The following is a 19,927-nucleotide window of genomic DNA, read 5'->3' on the forward strand; positions in this document are numbered from 1 at the left end:
TGTTACACCCCCTCTAGGCCACATCTGAGCCGCTGACGGACGATAAACCGGTTCCCCTGGCCCGGGCAGCAGCCACGTCCACATTGGGCAGCCCGGGGGCCGGCTCCTTGTAAATCCGGTTTTCAATCCAGCGCATGCCAAACATGCCAAACAGGTGCATCAACTTGCTGAAGGGCAGGATCATAATTAAAATCTGCGCCAGCAGCAGGTGAAGGATAAAGAACGGGTTGCCCTCGGGGATTGCCGCCGGCTGGAACAGGATAAGGGTGGTAAAATATTCCCTCACCGGCTCGTAGTGCATGCCGTACTCAGGAACCAGCCGCATGAAATTACCCAGGGATACAATAGAGATGAGTAAAAGCAACATCAGGTAGTCACTCGGATTGGATACCTGTCTTACCTTGTCAATAGCAATGCGCCTGTATAGGAGATAAAGTAACCCGGCCAGCAGGATAATTCCAAAAACCGTCCCTAATAAATTAGACAAATAGGTACTGAGCGCTTCCGAGGCACCCAGATAAACAAATTGCTTGCCCAGGAAGTAAAAGCCGACCACATGACCCCCTATTACATTGAGCAGGGCAATATGCATGGGCCAGGCGCCCACCCATAGCGGGCGGTCAAACTTGAAAACATTGTTGAAGAGCACGATTTCACGCAGGTAAATGGCTGCAACTTCTGTTTTGGTCTGGGGGAAGGGTGAAAGGGTAATATTGTGCACGATCCGCGACGCCGCCCACCGCCAGAGGCGGTAAATAACACCGATGATAAAAACGGTTACCGTTATATAAGGTAGTATTTGAGCAATAAAATAGGTCAACACTGACACCTCCTCTTTTATATCTCCCCCTCATCCCGTACCAATTTTTATCCTTCGACCTCCATTTACCCCCTCCCTTTCAACAGGTATCAGCCAGTTGCCTGTATTTAGAAAAAAAATAACTTTCACGAATGATTATTCGGCATACCTTTTGTTAATTCCTGCTCTAGGGAAAAATTACTTATATCCTGTTCATATTCTTTAACACTTCTTCTGCCAGCTGGCCAACTCTCCTGTTGTTTAACTGCCCGTCCTCATAGACAGTTATCTCCGCATTATCCCCGAGCAGCGCCTCCAGCTCCCTTTTAACCCCGGTTTCCTTCAGCGCGCCGAGAATTAAAATTGCGTATCCCCGCACTTCCGGTCTATCGTCATCCAGCAGGCTGGCAAGATGGCCGGTAAAGCCCTGCAGCAACTCCGGTTTAACAGCGGCAACTTTCCATAAAGCCCGCAGAACATCTGCCTTTAAATGATCCTCACGTAAAAAAGGTATTAACGTTGGCAGGTAGCCGGCAAATTTATCGGGTGCACAACTAATAATCTCACCTGCGGCATCAAGGGTCGCCCAGCTTGATGTTCCCGTATCGGACAGGGAATTGAGCAGCGCCTTCAGAAATTCCGCCACCTGAGCCGGGTTCTCCCCGGCAATTATACCGGCTGCCTTGCCCGCCAGGTCGGCTGCCCGCATCCGGAGGAGGACATCGGCGGCAGAAAAAAGCCTCCTCAACAGCCAGAGTATCTTGTGATCCCGGGAAGCGGCCTGGAGAACTTCCTCCACCCGGTAATCCTTAACCCAGGCCTCCAGCTCTTTTTTGGATATTTTTCTGCTGGCGGCTTTTTCTCCTGCTTTTTTCCTGATCCCGGTTACTGCACGCCCGCGTACAGCCACCCGCCCGGTTTCGGGCAGGTCCCTGTTCAGCCTGATAAAATATAGTGCCCCGGTAATTTTTCTCCCTTCAAAAAACCCTCCCGGAATAAGCAGATGGTTTTCCGGGTCGTAATTCTCGACGATCTTTTCCCGGTAATCCCTGTCCGGAAGTAATTCCCAGGCCAGGTCCCAGTCCATGTTGCATGCAAACACCAGAGCCTCGATAAAGGCGGAGCCCAGGTTGCGTCCCGATATGTCAAAGGCATATACCGCGCCGCACGGGCAGGAACCCACCGGCATACCCGGCGAACCCGCCGTGGTCACCACTTCCCGGGGCCGTTCTATTTTTTCCCCGCAGAAGGGACAGACAGGCGCCTGCACATAATCCTTAACAGGAGGTTTACCCCTCATGTTCCACTCCCCTGAATTTTATTCGCCCGGCCCCGGTATCTCAAAGGTGGCGCAGGTACTGCCAGGACTGCAGGATTTGGTGACCACTTTTGGCGTCCCCGCACTGGAACCGGGCCTGTTCACATAGTTGACGCGGCTGATCACCCGCTCAAAGGAATCGGATTGACACTTGGGGCAGCGAATTTCCACTTTTTCATTGGGAATCAAAAACAGTTTTTCAAATAGATTCCCGCAGCTCAGGCATCGGAACTCGTAGATGGGCAATGGCCATTCCCCCTGTCGTGCGTGTTATTGAGATATGGTTCCATTTCTTTTAAAAATTCCGGATGGGCCTCAAAACCCAGTTCCAGAGCCTGCTTCAGGTGCTCCGCCGCCCTGTTCATGTCCCCTTTCAGGTAATAAACGTAGGCCAGGTTATTGTGGCCCAGCGAAAAGTCGGGTGCAATTTCCAGCATCTTCAGATTGGTCTCCAGCGCCCGATCCAGATCACCTTTCTGGAGGTAAGCGTTTGCCAGGTTGCACCAGGCCTGAATTATCCTGGGATTCAATTCAATTGCTTTTTGCAGAACTTCAATGGCTTCGTCGGGCTTCTCCATCTGCAGGTAGACAAAGCCCAGGTTTGCATAGCCGCGGGCGTAACGGGGTTCGATCTGCACCGCCAGGCGGTTACATTCCTCCACCTTTTCCAGGTTCCCCTGTTTAAAATAAATATAACCCAGGTTAACATAGGCTTCAAACATGCGCGTCCCATCGGCTATGGCTTCCTCAAAAAGTGTTTTTGCTTCCTCCAGCCGGCCCTGTTCCATCAGCATAACTCCCAGATTGTACTTGGCCGTGGCGCAGCCGGGGTTGCTCTGCAGCATGTTTACCTGTCTTTCCACGAAAGCGTTGGAACCACCGGAGCCCCCCATAGTATCCACCCCCTGGTTGACAAAAATTAAGGCTGCTACTCATTATGAATAGCAAGCCGTTTTGAGCCACCACAGAATATATATGCACAAAATAAATGTAACTTTGCCAGTCTTTACTGCTGTGGCTCGTCGGAAGCGCACCTTTCTTTCAAGCCGTACATGGTGGTGCTGCCGGTGGAGAAGTAAATCAAAGTACCCTCATTTACCAGCTCGCTGGCAGCCTTTTTAATTTCCCTGGCCTTGGCAGTAGGTATTTTTTCCTGAACGGCTTTTTCCATGTCTTTGAAATAAAATCTGGTCTTCTTGCTATTGCTGGCAAACTCAATTATCGCCTTTTTAATTTCTTCCACAGATAATCCCACCCTTTCCAGCTCATATATATAAGAAGTGACCTGGGCAGGCGTTTTCATTAACGCCTGCCCTGGTGCACCTAGTCGATTCCACCGGCTGCTTTGCAGACATTCCAGGCTGCTTCCGTAAACTTGAACTGGGTGCTGGTCCGGAAGGTATCGTAAGCCAGGCGGTAGTCGTCAATGAGGTGCTCGGTAAACGGAATACCGGTCTTTTCGAAGAATTTCTCCCAGCCGATACGCTCGACCCAGTCGCCCAGGCGCTCATGCTTGCGCGCGTCAGCAGCATAAACTTCCACAATCTTCTTCACGGTCTGAACCACTTCCGGGAACCGCGGGAAGTTGTTGGGCAGGTAAGCCACCACAACCTTGGAGAACTTGGGCTCGCTGACCGCGTTGGAAATCTTGCCGCCGACCAGGATAGCTACACCGTCGCCTTCCTTATCGGCAATGGGCAGGGCCGGGCACATGGTGTAGCAGTTGCCGCAGAACATGCAGCGCTCCACTTTAATCTTGAGGCTTCTCCTGCCTTCCGGAGTCTTGTCCGGCGAAATAGCGCCCAGCGGGCAGGACGAAATAACCAGCGGGAGCTCGCAGACCTGATCAATGACTTCGTGGTCCACTATAGGCGGCTTCCGGTGAATACCCAGCAGGGCGATGTCCGAACAGTGAACAGCACCGCACATGTTCAGGCAGCAGGCCACCGCTACCCGCACCTTGGCCGGCAGGGTCATACCGGTGAAGTAGTCAAAAAGCTCATCCATTACAGCTTTAACCAGGGATGAAGCGTCGGTAGCCGGGGTGTGGCAGTGCACATACCCCTGGGTGTGCACGATATTGGTGATACTTGCACCCGTGCCGCCAATGGGGAACTTGTAGCTCCCGGAAACAAACTTGCGGCTCCACAGATCCTTTTTCAGCGCCTCCACTTTCTCCTGGCTGTCCACGATAAATTCAACGTTGTTACGGGTGGTAAAGCGGACATAGCCATCGCAGTACTTGTCGGCAATGTCACAGATCTCCCGGATGTGCTGGGCCGTCATCAAACGGGGCGAACCGCAACGCACGGTGTAAACCTTGTCGCCGGTTTCAGAAACGTGTACCAGTACACCCGGCTCGAGGACTTCGTGGTAAAGCCACTTGCCGTAGTTCTTCTGGATAATGGGCGGGAAGTTTTCCCAGTAGTGACGCGGACCTATATCTGTAATCCTGTCCTTGGTCGGGTTCTGCGGGTCAAACTTACCGAATCTCCCAGTGGAAAGAGCCATCCAACAAACCCCCTTATATTTTACCTCTTGTGTCTGGCCCGGAATTCTTTAATGTCTCTAGTAAATCCACCCGGTACGTCCTCTTCCTTCCAGAAGATGTACGGGTTAGAACGCGGCGCCTTGATCATCTGCGGAGCAGGCGGCAGGCCGATTACCTCCAGGAATTTGGGCAAGCCAACACGCTGGATGAGCTCTCCAACACGCTCGCGGTTCTTACCTTCTTCCATCCAGAACTCCCAGATTCTTTCAATAACTTCTTTCACATTATCATACGGCGGCTCGGCCTTCATAAAGGGTACGATAACCTGGGCAATCTGGGCACCTTCCAGGATAGGAGCCTTGGCACCTACCAGGATGCTCACGCCAGTGTCTTTACCCGGCCTGAGAGCCTGCGGCATAACGTTAATGCAGTGCATGCAACGCACGCATTCCTTGTTGTCAATGACCAGCTTGCCGTCTTCCATCCACATGCACTGGGACGGGCAGCGGTCAATCACTTCTTTTTGAATATCAAACTTACCCCAATCCCTGCCCCTATGGGCACCTCCCCTGGGCACAATGTCACCGGCGATGTATGCCTTTACAGCATCCTGATCGATACGGATCTCGTCACGCCAGGTGCCGATGAAGGCAATATCAGCCCGGGCGATGGAAGCAACGCAGCAGTTGGGGCAACCGTCAAACTTGAACTTAAACTTGTACGGGAAGGCCGGACGGTGCAGCTCGTCCTGGTAGTGCATGGTCATTTCATAGCACATTTCCTGGGTGTCATAGCAGGCCCATTCGCAGCGGGCTTTACCAATACAGCAGGAAGGAGTACGCAGGTTGGAACCTGAACCGCCGAGGTCCTGATCCAGCTCGTGGGTCATGTCGTAGAAAATGGGCTCCAGTTGCTCGGTGGTTGTCCCCAGCAGGATGATGTCACCCGTGGAACCGTGCATGTTGAAGAGACCGCTGCCCCGGTACTCCCACAGGTCAGCCAGGGCACGCAGGAAGTCGCTCTTATAAAACTTACTGGCTGGCTGGTTGACCCGGATGGTATGGAAATGGGCAATCCCGGGGAACTTCTCCGGAACGTCGGAGTAACGTCCGATAACACCGCCGCCGTAACCAAACACGCCCACTATACCACCGTGTTTCCAGTGGGTCTCACCATCATTAAAGGAGAGCTCCAGCTGGCCCAGAAGGTCTTCCACCACATACCGGTCGATCATCATCCGGTCATCGGCCAGCTTTCTGCGGCGCAGGGCCTCCTGCTTGGCATCTGCCACAAAGCTGGGCCAGGGACCCTTTTCCAGCTCCTCCACCTTGGGAATTTCATGCTTTATCTTAAATTCTTTCAGTTCTTCTTCGGTATAGTTATTGAGTTCGGCATCGGTATAAATCCGGAGTTCTTCATATTTCAGTGCTTTTTGAGGCCTCTTTGGTTCAAACATCAGCACGCCTCCTTTATAACCCTAAATATATCTTTCCCCTTCAGTCCATTCCAGAAATTTGCTCATTCATTCAATTGAAAAACAGGACAACCTTTCTCCTCTCACCCTCCTTTAACAATCGTTTATCTTTCCTCCAGGGTTACAGCCCCCGACGGGCAAACAGAGACACAAGTTTCGCACCCCAGGCAATCATCGGGGTTGGCCACAAATGCCTTACCATCCTTCATTTCCAGAACGCTGCCCGGGCAGGAATCCGCGCACTCGCCACAACCCTCACATTTTTCGCGGTCAACAGTTACTACGTACATAGTAATACCTCCTTATGATTTTTTAGAAATAATGGACTTGTCCTTTTGCTCACTAACCAGTCCAACAGGTTAGCAGACATCAACACTAAGTAAAATTCGCTACTTTTTAGCCTATTCCTCCCACAATGCCCTGTTTGGGCGATAAAAATTTTTAACAAAAGAAAGATAATTTCCCGCATTTAATTTAATTAGTTCGTCAAAAAACATGGGGTTCCTTCTCTGCCCGCCAAATAGATGACCTTTTTGGACGGCATATTTCCTACAGATGGTATTTTTCGCCGCGAATAATTTTGAAGGCCCTGTATATTTGTTCCAGAAGAATAATGCGCATCAGCTGGTGGGGAAAGGTAAATTTGGAAAAGGACAGCCGCAGGGAGGCCCTGGCAAGCACGTCCCCGGCCAGGCCGGCACTTCCGCCGATAATAAAGCAAAGCTTGTTCTGCCCCCGCAGGCCAAGCTCTGCCAGATAGCCGGCAAATTCCTTGGAGGAAAGCATCATTCCTTTCCTGTCCAGGGCGATGGTCACGCAGTTGTCCGGAATTCGCTCCAGCAGGCGGGTGCCCTCTTTTTTCAGAACTGCCTCCAGCGCACCTGCCCTTCCGGATGCCGGCAGAGATTCTTCTCTGACCTCCACCAGTTCAATCCGGGCATAAGGACTCAGCCGCTTGAGGTACTCCTTCTGGGCCAGAAGTAAAAAATCCTCTTTTAACTTTCCTACGCAGAGCAGGGTTATGTGCATCGATACATCCCACTGGCAAGGCTTAAATCAGAGCACTTTTCCTGACAGCATTGTCTTGAGCCGGGGTTTTCTCATCATAAGGGGCACGCCATATCCGGGCCCCCAGCATTCTCAATTTCTGCTCCAGGTTGAAATAGCCCCGGTCTATATATTGTACATTATCTATCCTGGTTTCTCCTTCGGCCATAAGCCCGGCCACCACCAGGGCAGCCCCTGCCCTCAGGTCAGTGGCCCGCACGCAGGCCCCCTCGAGTTTCTCCACACCCTCCACCACCGCCAGGCGGCCCTCAACCTTGATCCGCGCGCCCATCCGCTTTAACTCATCGGCCACCTTGAAACGGTTTTCAAAGATGTTTTCTACAATGACACTGGTACCGGGAACGGTGGACAGGAGGGCCATCATCTGGGATTGCATATCGGTGGGAAATCCCGGGTAGGGCATGGTTTTTATGTCGATGGGCCTGAGCGAGCCGGTGGACCTTACCCTGATGCGCTCTTCCTCTTCTTCTATTTCCACCCCGGCCTCCCGCAGCTTGGCAATAAGAGGTTCCAGGTGACGGGGGATAACATTCTCCAGAACAACATCTCCCCGGGTGGCCACCGCCGCGACCATAAAAGTGCCCGCCTCAATGCGATCGGGAATTACTGCATAGCGCATGCAACCGCCCAGGGTTTCCACGCCCTCGATTTTGATTACATCGGTGCCTGCCCCGCGCACCCTGGCACCCAGACAGTTCAGGAAGTTGGCCAGATCGACCACTTCCGGCTCCCGGGCGGCATTTTCAATCACGGTCTGACCCCGGGCCAGGCAGGCAGCCATCATGATATTTTCCGTAGCGCCCACACTGGGAAAGTCAAGATATATCCTGTTACCCTGAAGCCCGGCAGCCCGTGCAACAACCGTTCCTTTTTCAAGTTCCAGCCGGGCGCCCAGGGCGCTCAACCCTTTAAAATGCAGATCCATGGGCCTGGTTCCGATGTTGCAACCACCGGGAAGGGGGATTTCAGCCCGGCCAAAACGGGCCAGGAGAGGACCCAGCAGTAAATTGGAGGCACGTAATTGTTTGGCCAGGTGGTAAGGGGGCATTTGAACAGGGGGATCCGTCATCAGGATGCGCAGGCTGCCATTGGATGGGGTGCGGTGCACCTGCGCTCCCAGGGAGCGCAGGATATCCATCATCACCTGCACGTCCCTGATATCGGGCACATTTTCCAGGGTTACCAGTTCGCCGGCCATAACAGCCGCACACAAAATGGCCAGGGAAGCGTTTTTGGCCCCGCTAATGGTAACCCGGCCTTGCAGGGAAATCCCCCCGGAAATAACCAGTTTATCCATAGAAACATTTTCCTCCCGCTACAAAACTAAAGCTAAATATTCTAGATACCTTTCCACAATTCCTGCCACAATGCCCGCTTATACAACAATCATCCGCAAATAGATAACCGGGGGAATTCCTGCTCAAACAACAGCCCGGCATTTTTTTTAAAATGCCATGTCCCATTCTTTTTATACCTTTTTCTCCATCCATAGCTTAAAACCGGAAGCAAAACCATCCACATCCCGACCGGTGACCTGTTCCAGGGCTTCGTTTATATCCCGTCCCTGCCCCAGCACCGTTAAAATTTTATGCAGGCTTTCTGCACCATATTCTTCCACCAGGTACTCGACGGCAGCCAGTGATTGCCCGTAAGCCAGGGTCTGGTCGGGCAGTTCATCAAATTTCCGGTCCATTACTTTAAAGTCATACAGTTCAAAACCGGTTAAATCCTGAATTTGAGCAAACCTGAAGCCGGTAAGTTTATACTCCTCATACTGGGCGATACCTTCGGTAAGCCAGCGGGGGACGTTGCCCCGGGTAAGATAGTCCACCACCAGGTGGGTCAGCTCATGGGCTACCGGACCCGAGCTCAGAAAAATTTCCTCCACCTCCCGGGGGTCCCGGGCGTCAATCCAGGCCCGGGGTGAGAGAACCCTGATCACCCCCGCCCAGTATACACCCATGGCACTTTCACTGGCCGGCCAGCCAAAGCTGGCGTTCAGGGACTCCCGGCTGGGATATACCACCAAAAGGATAGGGTCAACGGTTGTAAAATGAAAGTCCCTGGCTATTTGCGGGTAGAACCTTTGCGCTGCCTTAAGCACCAGCCGGGCGCCGCCCGCATCTGCAGGTTCATACCGGACCACGAAGCGGCCCCCGGAAAGGGTGTGCATATGCCGGGTGCCGAGCAGCGCGTGTGCCCGGCCCGCCTCACAGAAGATGTTGTACACATATTCCCTTATCTGCCCGGGTATGTGAACAAAAAGGACGATCAGCAGGGCCATCACGATACCCGTTAATTTCAAGCATAGCCGGGACAAAAACCGGCCAGCCGCAGGTTTTCTTGAAATTTGCGGTGCAATACCCATTGCCCATCACCGAACCTGCTGATGTTTATTTATTATAAAACCAGTTAAATAATAACCAAAAGTAAAAACAAGGCCCATACGGGCCCTACTAAGAAATACCCTTTTAAAATTATAAGCTTTTTTCACTATCCTGCACCACAGGGAACTGCTGGAAAACAAAACCCGCTCCTCAGGATTTGCCGTTTTCCAGCAGCTTTTTCCACTCCGCAATCATTTTACGGGCCTGGGTTACGTCCTCCCCCTGGCCGGCAAGCTGTACAAATCTTTCCAGCTCCCGGATACCGCCCTCATAATCACCCTTCCCCAGGGCCAGCACCTGGCCGTAATAATAGTGGGCCAGGGCGTTGTCAGGATGACGCCTGATTTCTTCCTGTAAACTGGCCGCCGCATCGTCATAGTGCCCAACCAGGAACTGCACCAGGGCCAGTTCAACACGAAAATCGCCGTTCTCCGGCTTTAATTGCACGGCTTTCTCATAGGCCTGCAGTGCCTGATCCATCTTCCCCGCCTCCAGGTAAGCCCTGGCCAGCCGGGCAGCCAGGTCAGCATCCTGCGGCCTGTCTTTGACCTGTGCCTCCAGTTCGGCAATCATTGCCTCCGGAGATTGCTGCTGTTGAACATCCGGAGGTGCACTGGCCGGGCGAAAATCGAAAAACCAGCCAATGGACGTTCCCAGCAGGCCCAGGGAAAGGAAAATGGTCAGGATAATGAAAGCTATCTTTTGAAATCTTTTCCTGCGCTCACGGTAAAGTAAGGCCATATAAATTAACCCCTTTAATAAGTTCTACTATCCCATTATACCATAATTGTCCCCTCACTCAGGGGTCCCTATTGATGCTGCCCCGGTAACATAAAACCCTCCCCGCAACCTGCAGGGGGAGGGCTCAACAGGCAGATATCAGGGCCGTTTTCTTTACAGGAACCGGGCCGGGTCCACCGGCCGCCCGTTAATCCACACCTCAAAGTGCAGGTGAGGACCGGTGGTATTGCCGGTACTGCCCACCCGCCCCAGCAACTGACCGCGTTCCACCCTCTGGCCAACCCGCACCTCAATCCGGGACAGGTGGGCGTAACGGGTAACCACACCATCGCCGTGGTAAACATCTACCATCAGGCCATAGCCTCCGTTCCAGCCAGCTCTGATCACCCGACCTGCCTCGGCAGAACGGACCGGGGCCCCGCTGCCGGCAGTTATATCCACACCGGCGTGCAACCGGCCCCAGCGCGGCCCGTAGGGTGATCCGATGGCGCCCACCGTAGGCCAGGCCAGGCTTCCCGATGCTCCCGAACGTGAAGCCAGTAAAACCCGCGAACCCACAGCCACCACCCGGGGCCGCGGTTCCTCGAGTACCTTCCTTTCCAGAACCTCATTATTCACCAGACGTCCGTTTAAGTAAGCCAGCCGGTACGTTACCTCTTCCACACCCGGCTTCCCGGCCTGAACCACTCGCTGCTGCCCGCGCAGCATCCTGCTGTCCCGCCGCCGCTCTTCTATAAAGGGCAACTCTCTTTTTTCCGTACGCACAACTGTGGCCAGAACATTGATCAACGGCTCGGTACGGGACAACTTTAATACCTGCCCCACCTGCAGCGTTTCGGGTGTTAAACCGGGATTGGCAGCTTGCAGTTCTTCTACCGGTATACCTTTTCTGGCGGCAATATCCCACAGGGTATCCCCTGCCCGTACCGAATATTGTTCCAGCCGGCGACCACCGTTACCGGCAAATTCCAGGGCTTCCCGCAAGCTCAAGATCTCCCCCGCCGGCACCCACACCTCTTTATAAACCACTTTCTCCACCAGGCGGACATCCGCCCCGGGAATGCTGTGCTGTTCTTTCAACGTTTCCAGCAGCTGGTTGGCCGCATCGCGGCTGGCAACCACCAGTTTAATGTCTCCGTTTACCACCAGGGCCGTACCCTTTTCCTGCGCTCCCAGGGCCCGGGCCAGGGATTCTTCGAGGTACCGGCCGGATAACACGGGCCCCTCCCCCCAGGATGCCGGGCGGATAATCACCTTATGAAGGGTGTGCCCTTCCCGTGCACCAAAATAAATTCTGTTCCGCAAGATATCTTCCAGCTCGCCACGATGGGAGGAAACAGCCACCACCCTGCCCCCAACCAGGACAGCCCACCTCTCGGAAGCATTTGTAATAAGGGAGCCATAGATCATTATCACCAGGGTCATGGCCACCACGCAGAGGACCTGGACCGGCGTTAAAGGATCCTCAATAAAAAAACGATGCAAAGACCGCTTTAATTTATTTCTATTTATGGAAGCAACCAGGAGAAGACAGGCAATGCTCACCGTTCTACCTGCCCGCTTTTCTTTTTCGTTTCCGCGGGTATCATGCTGGCCGTTTCCGCCCCCGGCCAGAGGAGTCATACGGGACATGGGCTTTACTCCTTTTGCTTAAAATGGTTAGTCAACCAAACAACTGGCAACTCCTTAATATTTGGTAGGTTGCTTGTCGAGTCATGTAAACTCTTAATAAATATATAACTGGCGGGGGCGCATTATCACTCCAGATTTTTCTTATTTTAACCTGGAAATAAAGGAACAGGGGAAATTATCAATGGTTTTAATTCAGTTATTAATTTTATCGTTAATTTTTAAATCAATCCTTCCTTTGCCAGAACCGCCTTTAAATATATGGCGCACTCAATTCTTTTCTTAATCAGGGCGCAGGCAAGCTCATAGGGGGTAAAAATATTACCATGAAAGGCATGGGCGTTGGCGTGGCAGCCGCCACTGCAGATAAAGCGGGCCCAGCAGCCCCTGCAGGCATCTTTGTTGTACACATGGGCCCTGCGGAATTCTTCCACCAGGTCGGGACGTACGATCCCACCCTCTACATCACCCATGCAATACTCCGGCCGCCCGACAAACTGGTGGCAGGGATACAACTTGCCTTCAGGTGAAACGGCCAGATATTCTCTCCCGGCCCCGCAACCCGCCAGACGCTTGGGCAGGCACGGGCCGCCGTCCAGATCGATATTGAAATGAAAAAAGTTGACCTGCTGGCCCCTTCGGGCACGGCTGACAAGCTGCCGCGTTAATATTTCGTACTCCTCGCAAATACGGGGAACATCCCCGGGTTGCAGGGCATATTCCTCGTGATAGGGCGCCACCACCGGTTCCACCGATATATGCTTGAAGCCCAGATCGGCCATATGGAGCACGTCCCGGGAAAAGTCCAGGTTGCGGCGGGTGAAGGTGCCGCGCACATAATATTCGCCCCCGGGACGGGAGAAAACGAAACGGCATATATTCTCCACCACACACTCATAAGAGCCCTGGCCGCCTGGAAAAATGCGCATGGCATTGTGGACTTCCTCCCGTCCGTCCAGGCTGAGCACAACTGCCAGATCGTGCTCATTCAGAAAGCGGCCCACCTCGGGGGTAAGCAGCAGTGCATTGGTGGTTACGGTAAACTTGATTACTTTACCCAGCTGGGCAGCCCGCCGCCGGCCGTACTCCACAAGGTCCTGCAGGGTGTTGAAGTTCAACAGCGGCTCGCCCCCAAAGAAATCAACTTCCACATGACGCCTGGAACCTGAAGAGGCAAAAAGAAAGTCCAGCGCCCGCCTGCCGGTTTCCGCGGGCATCAAACCGCCAGGACCACCAAAATGCCCCTGGCCGGCAAAACAGTAACGGCAGGCCAGGTTGCAGTCGTGGGCCAGGTGAAGGCACAGTGCTTTGACCACCGGCTCATCTGCCGGCTCATAGTGGCCATCCAGCGGGTCGGGGGAGAACAAAAGGCCTTCCCGGACCAGCTCTTTGATTTCCTGCATGGCCTCCACCACTTCCGATGGAGGGTAGGAAGCATACCTCGCCAGAATATCCCGCTCATTTTCAAAGGGGTACTCATCCAGAAGGCACCAGGTCAGTTCATCCACCACGTGTACGGAACCGCTGTTTACATCCAGCACAAAACGGTAATCATCGAAAATGAATTTATGGATCATTGCCCCTCCCCCAAGAAAAAAACCTCATCCCGCAACGGGATCAGGTTTTATTTAATTGCCAATCTATGAGTTACTTCTCCTTCTTCATGCAGGCCTGGTTGCCCACCGTGCAGGACGTCTTGCAGGCCGACTGGCAGGAAGTCTGGCATTCCCCGCATCCCCCGCCTTTAACCGTGCTGGAAAGGGAGGGACGGCTGATGGTAATAATATGCTTGCCCATGGGAAAATATCCTCCTCCTTTATGAAAGCCTTATAAAATCTTATTAAATTATAATCCTGATTATTTAACCAGACAAGATCGGCCACACACGCCATCCGGCCGCAGAATAGCAGATGGCGGCAGTTTTTAATCCCTTACAGCATGTCGGCGATATAATCCAGCAGATCTATGGCCCTGATAACCCCCACAGCTTTTCTCCCCTCAAAAACGGGCAGCAGGTTTACATTTTTGGTCATCATCAGTTCAATGGCCCTCACCACGGTGTCGCCGGCCTGGACACAAGCATCGACCAGGGGCCGGATAGCCTGACCCACTTTGGTGACAGTAAGTTCATTGAGGGGGTCCCTGCGGTAAAAAAATGCCCAGGACATGGTGAAAAGTTCGGTATTATCGTAAAGCAAACGGTTTGTTTTTATGGCCTTTAATATATCCCGCGTGGTCAGGATTCCCACCAGCTGTTCTTCGTTGTCAACCTTCGTTTTACTGAAAACCAGCAATGAGCGATGCTCGTGACCGGCAGCGCGGTAATTGCGCAATACTTTAATGGCGTCCTTTAATGTATCAGAATCGTATACCACCGGATACTCCCTGAGCGGTACCATCAATTCACCGACCTTCTTTGTCTCCGGCACAAGGACACCCTCTTTCCTTCTTTTCCTCGAATAGTGCGCGCTTCTCAACCCGTTTCGTTATATTTTTCCGCAAACCCCGGCTGAATACTTTATTAAGTTTTAGCCAGGCCCGTTACAGGAAAACTAAAAGGTCCCCTTCCACGGGGACCGTCTTTTTAAAAACTTTTGGAGCGGGTGACGGGGATCGAACCCGCAGCCCTCAGCTTGGGAAGCTGATGCTCTACCATTGAGCTACACCCGCCTGCTCCTATTATTCCTGCTCCTATTATTATAGCAGTTCCATAAAAATAGTCAAGATTATTCGACAGGGTCTGTGTCAAGAGCAGTGGCCTGGGATGGCCACAAGGCGACGCACAATTTTCTGGGCAGATCCAGCAGGTATCTCCACAAAAATTTTTTCGTTATGAAACCTCACATCAATATCAAGGCAGCGGCCTTGATATTTACTCCCGGTAATCAGGTAATTGCACACATCACTTTCCTGCTGCATATAATAAAACTGAAAAAATTCATTGTACGGGTTGCTATACAGCAACAACGGAGCCGGGCAATGGCGCCCCCCGCAAAGCAGGAACACTCCCTTTGCGTGAGGCGTCTTTCTTTTTCCGGGCCGGCCCTCTAACACCAGCCCGTACGGTTTCACCGGGAGGGAGAATGTCATATGTGCGGGATTGCCGGCTGGGTGGACTGGGAAGGGGATCTCACCCGACAAAAAGACGTACTTGAGAACATGGTGGCAACCCTGGCCTGCCGCGGGCCAGACGCAGCTGGGGTGTGGATATCACGTTATGCCGCCCTGGCCCATTGCCGGCTGATAGTGGTGGATCCCGCGGGCGGGGGGCAACCGATGATCCGCAAGCGGGGGAAAAACAGGTACATTATCACTTACAACGGCGAACTGTACAACACCTCAGAACTGCGCCGGGAACTGGAAGCCCGGGGTTATCGTTACCAGGGCCACTCGGATACAGAGGTGCTGCTCACGGCATTCATGGAATGGGGTAAGGATTGCGTGCTCCGCTTGAATGGTATATTCGCCTTTGCCATCTGGAATGAAGAGGAGCAAAGCCTGTTCATGGCCCGGGACCGGTTGGGAGTAAAGCCCCTTTTTTATACCCGGAGGGGCAGTGCTTTTATTTTTGGTTCCGAGTTAAAAGCCCTCCTGGCCCACCCGGCCGTACCACCGGAAGTAGACGCCGAAGGTCTGGCCGAAATCTTTGCACTGAGCCCCGGACGCACGCCGGGACACGGCATTTTCAGGGGAGTAAGGGAACTGAGGCCCGGCCACTGCCTGGTTTATAACCGCCGGGGTACACACATTTTCCGCTACTGGGCACTGGAAAGCCATCCCCATCTCGACGACCTAGAGACCACTGCCCATAAGGTGGGCCATCTTTTGCAGGATGCGGTGCGGCGGCAGCTGGTGGCCGATGTACCCGTCTGCACCCTGCTCTCTGGAGGTCTTGACTCCAGCGCCATTACAGCCTTTGCTGCAGCCGCATTCCGGCAAGACAGTACCAAGCCACTGCGCACCTTTTCGGTGGACTATATGGATAACGATCTCTATTTCCGGCCCAATCAATTTGAGCCCGATACCGATGCCCGGTGGACAGAGCGGGTGGCGCACTTTCTTGGCTCCCGCCACCGGACCGTGTTGATCGATACGGCAACAACGTTGAGGCCGTACGCCAGTTTGCGCAGCTGGATGCACCGGCCATGAACAGGCCGTGGTACGGCCAGCTGATGCGGGGCCCGCAGTTCCTGGCCTTCCTCATTCAGGTCGATACCTGGCTCCGGGAATACCGGGTGATGGTGCGATAGCTATTGTAGCGTGAACACCCGGCTTGGCCGTAATTCATAACTACAAAAAATTAAGCCCCGTAAGCGTTTTACGGGGCTTATAATATGGTGACCCCAGCGGGATTCGAACCCGCGTTACCGCCGTGAAAGGGCGGTGTCTTAGGCCGCTTGACCATGGGGCCATGGTGAGCCATGGTGGACTCGAACCACCGACACCCTGATTAAAAGTCAGGTGCTCTACCAGCTGAGCTAATGGCCCACACAGTGTCGTCACCGCTAGATATGATACTATAGATATGCTTCTGTGTCAACAAAAAATTTAGATGCGGCCATTAAAACCAGAACTGGATAACAGATACATTATTGATGGCAGATGTCTTTTCTTAAAAAAAAAGCGCTCCCGTGAGCGCCGGTTTGAACTGTTAAACAAATGCTACAATACTTCGCGGGTAATAATGGTCTCTTCCCGCCCGGGCCCGACACCTATAATGGCAATGGGTACGCCCGCCAGCTCGCTGATGCGTTCCAGGTATCTCCTGGCATTACCGGGCAGGTCCTCGTAACACCTGGCCCGGCTGATATCTTCCTGCCACCCGGGTAGTTCCTCGTAAACCGGCTCACAGGCCTCCAGCACTTTAAGCGAAGAAGGAAACTCGGTCACCACATTCCCCCGGTAGCGATAGGCTGTGCATATGCGGATGGTTTCCAGGCCGGTCAGCACATCCAGTTTGGTGATGGCCAGGCAGTCCAGCCCGTTGATCCTTACCGCATAGCGGGCTACCACGGCATCAAACCACCCGCAGCGTCGAGGCCGCCCGGTGGTGGTACCATATTCGCCCCCGCGGCTGCGGATGTGATCCCCCAGGGAATCATGCAGCTCCGTGGGGAAAGGACCTTCGCCAACCCTGGTAACGTAGGCCTTGGCCACACCCATTACCCGGTCGATGCGCGTGGGGCCAATGCCCGCACCCGTGCAGGCCCCGGCGGCCACGGGGTGGGAGGAAGTTACATAGGGATAGGTACCGTGGTCAACATCCAGGAGGGTTCCCTGGGCTCCTTCAAAGAGAATTTTCTTGCCCTGAGCAATGGCCTGGTTAACAATTACAGATACGTCTTCTACAAATGGCTTCAGCCTGCGGGCATAGCCTGTATAAGCTGGCAGGATATGCTCCAGATCCATTTTCTCCTTATGGTAAACCTGCTGGAAAATTTTATTTTTATATTCCAGATTTCTTTCCAGCAGCGCTTTAAACTCTTCTTCATCCACCAGTTCCGCCATACGGATGCCCAGCCGTGCGACCTTATCCGTATAGGCCGGCCCTATCCCCCGGCAGGTGGTTCCAATGCGCCGGGCACCTTTCATTTCTTCCTCGTACTGATCCTGCCTCCGGTGATAGGGTAATATAACATGGGCCCGGGGGCTTATCCGCAGGTTTGCCGTTGAAATGCCCCTGGCAGCCAGGTCATCCAGCTCGTTCAGGAGGACTTCGGGATCGATGACCACCCCGTTTCCTATCAGGCAGAGTTTATCCGGGTAAAGTATACCTGAAGGAACGAGATGCAGCTTAAACTGCCTGCCTCCCACCGTAACCGTATGGCCGGCGTTATTACCCCCCTGGTAGCGCACGATGAGATCGGCCTTTTCAGCCAGGAAGTCTGTTATCTTTCCCTTACCCTCGTCCCCCCACTGGGCGCCCACCACAACAAGTGTCGACATGCTCCAATTATCCCCCCACTTTATTCAGGATCTCCCGCGCTGCCAGGACCCCGGACACCGAAGCCTGGGCCAGCCCTCTGGTAACACCTGCACCATCTCCTGCAGCAAAAAGGTTCTGCACCTGGGTTTCCAGGCCGCGGGTCAATGTCAGCCGTGAAGAATAAAATTTAACTTCCACCCCGTACAGCAGGGTATAGCGGGAGTAGATACCCGGTGCTACTTCGTCCATGGCTTTCAGCATTTCGACGATGGCCACAAGATGCCGATAGGGGAAGACCAGGCTCAAATCTCCCGGCGTTGCCTTGGTCAGGGTGGGGACTGTGAGACACTTGCGTATTCGCTCCTCTGTGCTTCTCCTCCCTGCCAGGAGGTCGCCCAGCCGCTGAACAATTACCCCCCCACCGAGCAAGTTGGCCAGGCTGGCGATATATTTTCCGTAGGCAATTGGTTCTTTAAAGGGCTCCGTAAAAGTTTTGCTTACCAGTACGGCAAAATTGGTATTGCCGGTTTTGCGATAGGCATGGGTATGGCCGTTGACGGTTACCAGCCCATCATTATTTTCCATAACCACTTCCCCGTAAGGGTTCATACAAAAAGTGCGTACTTTATCGTCAAAGGAACGGGAATAGTAAATAAACTTGGCTTCATAGAAAACCCTGGTCAGAGGTTCCATTACCGCTGCCGGAACCTCCACCCGCACCCCAATATCAACCGGATTAACCGCCGTTGTTAACCCCAGTTTCCGGGCCTGCCCGGCCAGCCACTCCGCACCTTCACGCCCGGGAGCAAGAATTACATAATGCCCCGGTATAATTTCGCCTCCGGTGGTAATTATGCCCCGGACCCGATTATTTTCTGCCAGGACTGATTCCACCGGGCATTCCGTCCGGATTTCTACCCCTGCATCCAGCAGGTACTGTTTCATACGGGCCAGTATCTCCTGACACCGGCCTGTACCCAGGTGACGAATGGCCACCGGGATAAGCTTGAGTTCCGCCTGGGCGGCCCGGTGCTGAAACTCCTCGATGGCTTCGGCATGCTCCAGGCCGTAGACCATTTCCGGCGCCCCAAATTCCCGGTAGATTCTATCCACATAATCAATCAGCTCGCCAAGAGCCTCTTCTCCTATATACTGCTCCAGGCTGCCACCAATTTCCGTGGACAGGGTCAGCTTGCCGTCGCTGAAGGCTCCGGCGCCACCCCAGCCGCAGATGGTGGAGCAGGGGTTGCAGTGAAAGCAGGCGTTATTCTTTTCTCTGGAGGGACATTTGCGCTCTTCCAAATCCCGCCCTTTCTCCAGCATGAGGATTTTTAAGCCGCATTTTTGCCTGACCAGCTCCAGGGCAGTAAAAATGCCGGCGGGACCTGCACCGACAATTATCACATCGTAAACCTGTTCCATTTTTGACCCCTCCCTGAGCAAACCCCCGGGCATGTTCGTTTTTTCACCACTCAGAGCACAAAAAGAACCCCCTGCCCGGTTCACCATGCCAAACATATTGATTTTAGCAAAGTGACAGGGGTATGTCAAGAGAAGCTTTCTTTGAGGTGTGATCCGTCTGTGATATTGTCAGGGTAAAATCCGTCAGTGAAAATGTCAGTATGAAGGAGATGGTTACCCTGTCACAGACGGAACTGAAGCGGATGCTGGTTTTGCAGCGGGTTCTGGAACCGCCAGAAACCACGGTGCTTATCCGCCACTATTTTATCATATTAAATTTTAAAAAGAAATGCCAGCGCCCGGGATAGATAGCGTCAAGTCACTGTAGGAAATAAATCGAAAAGGAGTTACGAGTGCCAACCGCCACATGGGCTTTAGGCTGATTTGATTGCACGTAAAATCTGAGCAAGACTAGTGGTCGGCCCTTTCAACGCTGGAATATTGCCCAACGTCTCAAACGGTGGCCGCTCCAGCAATTTCCGCTGCTGTTGTAGACTTGTTTGGCATACTTTGAGAACAGTTACCGGTTTCCCGAGTTGTTTAAGGTATTGCTCTTTTATGTTAATGCCGTTGGCTTTCAATACTCGAATTCGTGCCATCTGGTCCATACCGGGCCGACTCCAGCCCATAGGG

General features: G+C 53.3%; 18 protein-coding genes, 3 tRNA genes and 2 pseudogenes. 1 reads left to right on the forward strand and 22 read right to left on the reverse strand.

Features of this window, described 5'->3' with window-relative positions:
* Nucleotides 1-13: 13 nt before the first annotated feature.
* From BUB44_RS06900 to BUB44_RS06980, 17 genes are all read right to left on the reverse strand, one after another.
* Nucleotides 14-820: a respiratory nitrate reductase subunit gamma gene (locus BUB44_RS06900; RefSeq protein ID WP_073164515.1), complete on the reverse strand. Its 807-nt coding sequence runs from the start codon at nucleotides 818-820 to the stop codon at nucleotides 14-16.
* A gap of 181 nt (nucleotides 821-1,001) precedes the next feature.
* Nucleotides 1,002-2,099, reverse strand: a complete 1,098-nt coding sequence (locus BUB44_RS06905) for a DVU0298 family protein (RefSeq protein ID WP_073164518.1) — start codon at nucleotides 2,097-2,099, stop codon at nucleotides 1,002-1,004.
* 18 nt (nucleotides 2,100-2,117) lie between these two features.
* The gene (locus BUB44_RS06910; protein ID WP_073164521.1) at nucleotides 2,118-2,363 is read right to left on the reverse strand and encodes an FmdB family zinc ribbon protein; all 246 of its coding nucleotides are present in this window, start codon (nucleotides 2,361-2,363) and stop codon (nucleotides 2,118-2,120) included.
* Complete coding sequence (locus BUB44_RS06915) at nucleotides 2,336-3,010, reverse strand: tetratricopeptide repeat protein (RefSeq protein ID WP_051617837.1); 675 nt, start codon at nucleotides 3,008-3,010, stop codon at nucleotides 2,336-2,338. Before BUB44_RS06915 ends, BUB44_RS06910 begins: the two co-directional genes overlap by 28 nt.
* 113 nt (nucleotides 3,011-3,123) lie before the next feature.
* On the reverse strand, nucleotides 3,124-3,420 hold the full coding sequence (locus tag BUB44_RS06920; RefSeq protein ID WP_242655885.1) for a dissimilatory sulfite reductase D family protein: 297 nt from the start codon (nucleotides 3,418-3,420) through the stop codon (nucleotides 3,124-3,126).
* 20 nt (nucleotides 3,421-3,440) lie between these two features.
* Nucleotides 3,441-4,628: a dissimilatory-type sulfite reductase subunit beta gene (gene dsrB / locus BUB44_RS06925; protein ID WP_027355933.1), complete on the reverse strand. Its 1,188-nt coding sequence runs from the start codon at nucleotides 4,626-4,628 to the stop codon at nucleotides 3,441-3,443.
* A 20-nt stretch (nucleotides 4,629-4,648) separates the two neighbouring features.
* The gene (gene dsrA / locus BUB44_RS06930; protein ID WP_083543138.1) at nucleotides 4,649-6,064 is read right to left on the reverse strand and encodes a dissimilatory-type sulfite reductase subunit alpha; all 1,416 of its coding nucleotides are present in this window, start codon (nucleotides 6,062-6,064) and stop codon (nucleotides 4,649-4,651) included.
* 122 nt (nucleotides 6,065-6,186) lie between these two features.
* Entirely contained in the window at nucleotides 6,187-6,372 is a 186-nt protein-coding gene (locus tag BUB44_RS06935) for an ATP-binding protein (RefSeq protein ID WP_027355935.1), read from the reverse strand.
* A gap of 259 nt (nucleotides 6,373-6,631) precedes the next feature.
* Entirely contained in the window at nucleotides 6,632-7,111 is a 480-nt protein-coding gene (gene rlmH, locus BUB44_RS06940) for a 23S rRNA (pseudouridine(1915)-N(3))-methyltransferase RlmH (RefSeq protein WP_027355936.1), read from the reverse strand.
* A gap of 22 nt (nucleotides 7,112-7,133) precedes the next feature.
* Complete coding sequence (gene murA / locus BUB44_RS06945; RefSeq protein ID WP_073164524.1) at nucleotides 7,134-8,447, reverse strand: UDP-N-acetylglucosamine 1-carboxyvinyltransferase; 1,314 nt, start codon at nucleotides 8,445-8,447, stop codon at nucleotides 7,134-7,136.
* Nucleotides 8,448-8,618: 171 nt separating this feature from the next.
* Nucleotides 8,619-9,470: a peptidase MA family metallohydrolase gene (locus tag BUB44_RS06950; protein WP_242655886.1), complete on the reverse strand. Its 852-nt coding sequence runs from the start codon at nucleotides 9,468-9,470 to the stop codon at nucleotides 8,619-8,621.
* Between the two features lie 217 nt (nucleotides 9,471-9,687).
* Nucleotides 9,688-10,278 carry a tetratricopeptide repeat protein gene (locus BUB44_RS06955; RefSeq protein WP_073164530.1) on the reverse strand — a complete coding sequence of 197 codons (591 nt, stop codon included), beginning with the start codon at nucleotides 10,276-10,278 and terminating at the stop codon, nucleotides 9,688-9,690.
* A 153-nt stretch (nucleotides 10,279-10,431) separates the two neighbouring features.
* Nucleotides 10,432-11,910: a peptidoglycan DD-metalloendopeptidase family protein gene (locus tag BUB44_RS15965; protein WP_073164533.1), complete on the reverse strand. Its 1,479-nt coding sequence runs from the start codon at nucleotides 11,908-11,910 to the stop codon at nucleotides 10,432-10,434.
* Between the two features lie 218 nt (nucleotides 11,911-12,128).
* A complete protein-coding gene (scfB, locus tag BUB44_RS06965) occupies nucleotides 12,129-13,484 on the reverse strand; it encodes a thioether cross-link-forming SCIFF peptide maturase (protein WP_073164535.1) in 1,356 nt (451 codons plus the stop codon).
* A 70-nt stretch (nucleotides 13,485-13,554) separates the two neighbouring features.
* Nucleotides 13,555-13,704 (reverse strand): six-cysteine ranthipeptide SCIFF, encoded by a 150-nt coding sequence (scfA, locus tag BUB44_RS06970; RefSeq protein ID WP_073164538.1) that lies wholly within the window; start codon nucleotides 13,702-13,704, stop codon nucleotides 13,555-13,557.
* Nucleotides 13,705-13,838: 134 nt separating this feature from the next.
* On the reverse strand, nucleotides 13,839-14,336 hold the full coding sequence (locus tag BUB44_RS06975; protein WP_073164541.1) for a CBS domain-containing protein: 498 nt from the start codon (nucleotides 14,334-14,336) through the stop codon (nucleotides 13,839-13,841).
* Nucleotides 14,337-14,502: 166 nt separating this feature from the next.
* Nucleotides 14,503-14,577 (reverse strand) — tRNA-Gly (locus BUB44_RS06980).
* Nucleotides 14,578-14,997: 420 nt separating this feature from the next.
* Between BUB44_RS06980 and asnB the strand changes: the two are divergent.
* Nucleotides 14,998-16,020 (forward strand): annotated as a pseudogene (gene asnB, locus BUB44_RS06990) (asparagine synthase (glutamine-hydrolyzing)); the annotation flags it as partial.
* Between the two features lie 222 nt (nucleotides 16,021-16,242).
* Here the strand turns inward: asnB and BUB44_RS06995 are convergent.
* From BUB44_RS06995 to BUB44_RS07015, 5 genes and pseudogenes are all read right to left on the reverse strand, one after another.
* Nucleotides 16,243-16,318 (reverse strand) — tRNA-Glu (locus tag BUB44_RS06995).
* A 1-nt stretch (nucleotide 16,319) separates the two neighbouring features.
* Nucleotides 16,320-16,395, reverse strand: a tRNA-Lys gene (locus tag BUB44_RS07000).
* Nucleotides 16,396-16,569: 174 nt separating this feature from the next.
* Nucleotides 16,570-17,853 carry an adenylosuccinate synthase gene (locus tag BUB44_RS07005; protein ID WP_027355942.1) on the reverse strand — a complete coding sequence of 428 codons (1,284 nt, stop codon included), beginning with the start codon at nucleotides 17,851-17,853 and terminating at the stop codon, nucleotides 16,570-16,572.
* Between the two features lie 7 nt (nucleotides 17,854-17,860).
* The gene (locus tag BUB44_RS07010; protein WP_027355943.1) at nucleotides 17,861-19,255 is read right to left on the reverse strand and encodes an NAD(P)/FAD-dependent oxidoreductase; all 1,395 of its coding nucleotides are present in this window, start codon (nucleotides 19,253-19,255) and stop codon (nucleotides 17,861-17,863) included.
* 413 nt (nucleotides 19,256-19,668) lie between these two features.
* A pseudogene (locus BUB44_RS07015) lies at nucleotides 19,669-19,927 on the reverse strand (ISLre2 family transposase); the annotation flags it as partial.

It is taken from the genome of Desulfofundulus australicus DSM 11792, assembly GCF_900129285.1.
GTDB classification, from domain to species: Bacteria; Bacillota; Desulfotomaculia; order Desulfotomaculales; family Desulfovirgulaceae; genus Desulfofundulus; species Desulfofundulus australicus.